Here is a 3,864-nt window from a genome sequence, read left to right on the forward strand (position 1 = left end):
GGGGGGGGGGGCCCGGCTCGGGGGTGGTCAGGTCGGGTCGACGGGTGTCGGCAGGGACTTCAGCACGGCGGCGATGGCCTTCTTCGCGGCCTTCGGGGCCGCACCGCCGACCGGCACGGTGCCGAGCTGCGCGGCGATGCGTCCGGCGACGTAGGGGGCCGCGAACGACGTGCCGCTCCAGATCGCGAATCCGCCTCGATAGTCGTCGGGGTCGATCGTCTCGCGGCGGAGGCCGTCGACGTCTGCGCGAGTCGCCGCCTGAGAGCCTCCGACGAAGCCGGGCGAGGTGCTCACCACGGCGGCGCCCGGGGCGTAGGTCTGCACCCACGGGCCGACGTTCGAGAAGAGGGCGACCGACTGCGCCGAGGGGTTGAGCGCCCCGACCGACACGAGCGGGGTGCCGTCGTCGTGCGGGATGCCGTTGTCCGAGTCCGGCCACGGCCACAGCGATGCCGGGAACGAGGGCCGATCGATGGCGTCGTTGCCCGCCGAGCACACGACCACGCAGCCGAGCTCGCGGGCCTTGGCCAGCAGCTGGTGCAGCGTGAGGCTGAACATCTTGTCGACCGGAGTCTCGTGGTAGTAGCTCAGGGACAGGTTCAGCACGTCGATCGGGAAGCCCGTCGTCGGGTCCTCGCGGTGCCGGATCAGCAGCGTGACGACCTGCGCGAGCGTGTCGAGCAGGGTGCTCTCGTCGACCACGCCCAGTGCGCCCGCCACGCGGATGGAGAGGATGTCGGCATCCGGAGCCGCCTGTCGCACGAGCCCCGCGATGAAGGTGCCGTGGCCGGCGACCGCGTCGATCGCGCCGTCGAGCTGTCCGTACAGGTCGGGGTAGCGTTCCGGGTCGGCGTCGTCCGTGAGGCCCACAGGGACCCCGTCGAGGTCGACATGGCGGGTGACGATGTCGTCGGGAAGCCAGGCGTGCGCACCGCACCCCGTGTCGAGCACCGCGACGACGGGTCGCCGCCCGCGCTTCGGCGCCGGTGCGCGCACGGGAGCAGGGCCCAGCCAGGTCACCGGCTGTCGCGCACCCCTCCCGGGCTCGAGGTAGTCGTCGCTGCCCGCGGCGCCCTCACCGCGCACCGGGTTGGTCCGGGTGAACGGGTTGGTCCGCGTGAAGGGATTGGTCCGGGTGAACGGGTTGAGCCCGACCGGATCGATGGACAGCACGTGGTCCAGGCTCGTGCGCGGCATGGGCGAGTGCGACATGCGCCGGGCACGCTGGAGCACCCGCCAGGCGTCGGGCGAGAACGGGGCCTCGCCGCCCACCGGCTCGACGGGGGTCGTCAACAGCAGGCGCTGGAACCCGGCGACGCCCGGAACCAGCTCGCCGTCGCCGATCCGGCGCGCTCCGCGTTCTTCCTCGAGCTGCCACCCGAAGGTGTCCGCCGCATCGCGCAGCGTCCGTACCTCCTGGTCGTAGGCTTCCTCGTCGCCGAGGGCTCGGGTGACCAGCAGTCGCTCCGGCAGGTACGCCGTCGGAAAGGCGCGGATGCCGTCCACCGGTTCCGTGCTCGGGTCGAGGGCCGTTCCCCGGCGGATCGATCCTTCCGCGCGGTCCTGCCAGGTCCATCCCTTGGGCTGCTCCATCGTCATCCTCTCGGTGCGGGTCGCCCCGCGGCTTCATCGACGGGCGGCGCCCGCGGTCACAGCTCGAACTGCGGGGTCGCGAGCGTGCGCGTCTCGTCCCCGATCGCCGTCGTCAGGCGCACGCGCGTGAGACCGGGCGGCACCTCGTCGAACGCGAAGCGTCCTGTCTCCTCCGGCGCGGCCGAGATCGTCTTCTCGCCCTGTGTCAGGAAGACCTCTGCGGCACCGGTGTCGACCCAGCCGTCGACGCGGCGGCGACCGGATGCGGTGCGCGTCACGTGCAGCAGGATGCTGGTGGTGCCGTCGCTGAACTGCAGGGTGAGCGCATCCGCCTCACCCCGCACGGCGCCGAGCTGCGCCTCCACGAGGGTGAGCAGCGCGTACTCGCGGTTCAGCCCGTCGGCGGCCACGGCGGCGACCATGCGGTCGATCAGACCGGCGGGCACGGGGTCGACGTCGCTCCAGAGCGTGCGGAGGCGTGCGAACATCTCGGCGTCCTCGTGAGCGCTCATGCGAATCCCCCCGCCTGGGCGGTCGGCGGTGCGTCCAGCAGTGCACGGAGCTTGGCCAGGCAGCGATTGCGCGTCGGGCCGATGCTTCCGATGGGCATCGCGAGGTCGCTCGCGATGCGCGCATAGTCGGGCCGGTCTTCGAAGGCGATCACGCGCAGGAGCTTCTGGCACCGTTCGTTGAGGCGGCGCACGGCCGTCCACAGCCGTCGGTTCTCGTCGCCGAGCGTCGCGTGCTCCTCGGCCGACGCCTGCTCGGGAAGGAGGGCGTCGAGGTCGTCGTCGACGGTCGTGTCGATCTTGCCGTGCGCCTTGGCGACCTTCCAGGCCTCGCGCCGGGCGGTGGTCGTGAGCCAGGCCGACACGGCCCGCGGGTCGCTGATCGAGCCGTGGCCGCGCACGAGCTGCAGCCAGGTGGTCTGCACCACGTCTTCCGCGAGCGTGCGTTCGAGCCCGTACGCGCGCACCACATGCCAGAGCACGGGGGTCATCAGTCGTACGAGCTCGTCCATCGCGCGGCCATCGCCCTCGCGCCATGCGTCGAACAGATCCGCGGCGCGCTCCCAGCGTGCGCGCCCGTCGTCCGAGGCAGGATCGAGAGCGGCGCCGGGTGCACCGTCGATCATGAAGCCCATTGTGATCACACCTACCAGGAGCACGGCAAGAGGTTTCTGATACATGACTTCATCCAAGAATTCCACGCTCGTCCGGCGGTCGGGCGTGGGGGCGGACCTCGATAGCGTTGAGGGGTGATCGCCCTCTCCGTCGTGCTCTTCCTCAACGCCGCCTTCAACGCCGTCGTCTGGCCGCAGTTCTACAAGCGCGTCGCCCACGATCCGCGTGCGCGCGACGAGAACGGCAAGGCCACCGCGTTCCTCAAGGTGCACGCCGTCCTCATCGCGATCGCCCTGGTGCTCGCACTGGTCTCGGTGCTCGCCGGCGTCGCGGCGCTGACCGGCGCCCTCTAGCGCGGCACCTCTTCCGGGAGCGGGTCAGGCCGACTCGAACTCCTTCGCATGCGCGGCCCACCGCGACTCGACCGGCAGCGCGCGCAGTGCCCGATTGCCGACGGCCAGAGCCACGGATGCCAGGCACAGCGCGGCGCAGAGCAGCAGCGTCCACTCCCGCCCGATCCAGGCGAGACCGAAGCCGGCGATGAGGGGCGCGAGCGGCATCGCCCCCATGCCGAGCACTCCCGCGGCGCTGTTGGCACGGCCGAGCAGGTGCGTCGGCGTCGCCACCATGAAGTAGCCCATCATCCCGGCGTTGAGCGCGGGCACCAGCAGCACCGAGGCGCCGAGCACGACGGCGATCGCCCAGGGTGTCGTGACCATCGTGAGCGCCATCACCCCGACGGTCGCGACCGAGAGCCCGGCGATCGTCAGGATCCCGGCCTTGATGCGGGGGACGAGCAGGGGGGCGCACACGGCGCCGACGAGCATCACCGCCCCGATCGATGCGCTCAGCGTGCCGATCAGGAGCTCGGAGTGGCCGTCCTGCTGCAGCGAGTAGATGACGGTGGTGATCGCGGCGTTGAACCCGAGGTTCACGACCGTGGTGATGAGCAGGACGCCGCCGAGGTCGGGCCGGGAGAGCAGCCAGGCGAACGCCTCTCGCAGCTCCGCCCAGGCGTTCCGCTTCGCGGGGGCGGCCGACGCAGAGGTGCCGAAACCCAGGTCATCCGTCGCGGCGACGGCGTGTTCTGCCACGACACGCCGCGCGTCGTCCGGGTCGTCTCCGTTTTCGCCGGCTGCTCCGGTGT

The 3,864-nt window shown here is 71.5% G+C and carries 5 protein-coding genes; 1 reads left to right on the forward strand and 4 read right to left on the reverse strand.

Features of this window, described 5'->3' with window-relative positions:
- Positions 1 to 27 precede the first annotated feature (27 nt).
- From ACNPM4_RS05740 to ACNPM4_RS05750, 3 genes are read right to left on the reverse strand one after another with little or no spacing between them, the layout of a single operon-like run.
- Positions 28 to 1,593, reverse strand: coding sequence for a S8 family peptidase (locus tag ACNPM4_RS05740; protein WP_448985024.1), 1,566 nt, complete (start codon positions 1,591 to 1,593; stop codon positions 28 to 30).
- A gap of 56 nt (positions 1,594 to 1,649) precedes the next feature.
- Positions 1,650 to 2,105, reverse strand: a complete 456-nt coding sequence (locus tag ACNPM4_RS05745) for a hypothetical protein (RefSeq protein ID WP_448985025.1) — start codon at positions 2,103 to 2,105, stop codon at positions 1,650 to 1,652.
- The gene (locus ACNPM4_RS05750) at positions 2,102 to 2,782 is read right to left on the reverse strand and encodes an RNA polymerase sigma factor (protein WP_448985026.1); all 681 of its coding nucleotides are present in this window, start codon (positions 2,780 to 2,782) and stop codon (positions 2,102 to 2,104) included. The genes ACNPM4_RS05745 and ACNPM4_RS05750 overlap by 4 nt, the downstream gene beginning before the upstream one ends.
- 69 nt (positions 2,783 to 2,851) lie before the next feature.
- Between ACNPM4_RS05750 and ACNPM4_RS05755 the strand changes: the two genes are divergently transcribed.
- Entirely contained in the window at positions 2,852 to 3,070 is a 219-nt protein-coding gene (locus ACNPM4_RS05755; protein ID WP_029263211.1) for an SCO4848 family membrane protein, read from the forward strand.
- A 24-nt stretch (positions 3,071 to 3,094) separates the two neighbouring features.
- On the opposite strand, the gene ACNPM4_RS05760 is transcribed toward ACNPM4_RS05755, so the two are convergent.
- Positions 3,095 to 3,864: MFS transporter (locus tag ACNPM4_RS05760; RefSeq protein WP_473965299.1), on the reverse strand; the 770-nt coding region annotated here is incomplete at its 5' end.

This window comes from Microbacterium umsixpiens, assembly GCF_053543675.1.

Excerpts from the sequence above, each read along its gene's own strand:
- ACNPM4_RS05745 (WP_448985025.1), bottom strand. The coding sequence starts at position 2,105 with ATGAGCGCTCACGAGGACGCCGAGATGTTCGCACGCCTCCGCACGCTC.
- ACNPM4_RS05740 (WP_448985024.1), bottom strand. The coding sequence starts at position 1,593 with ATGGAGCAGCCCAAGGGATGGACCTGGCAGGACCGCGCGGAAGGATCG.
- ACNPM4_RS05750 (WP_448985026.1), bottom strand. The coding sequence starts at position 2,782 with ATGTATCAGAAACCTCTTGCCGTGCTCCTGGTAGGTGTGATCACAATG.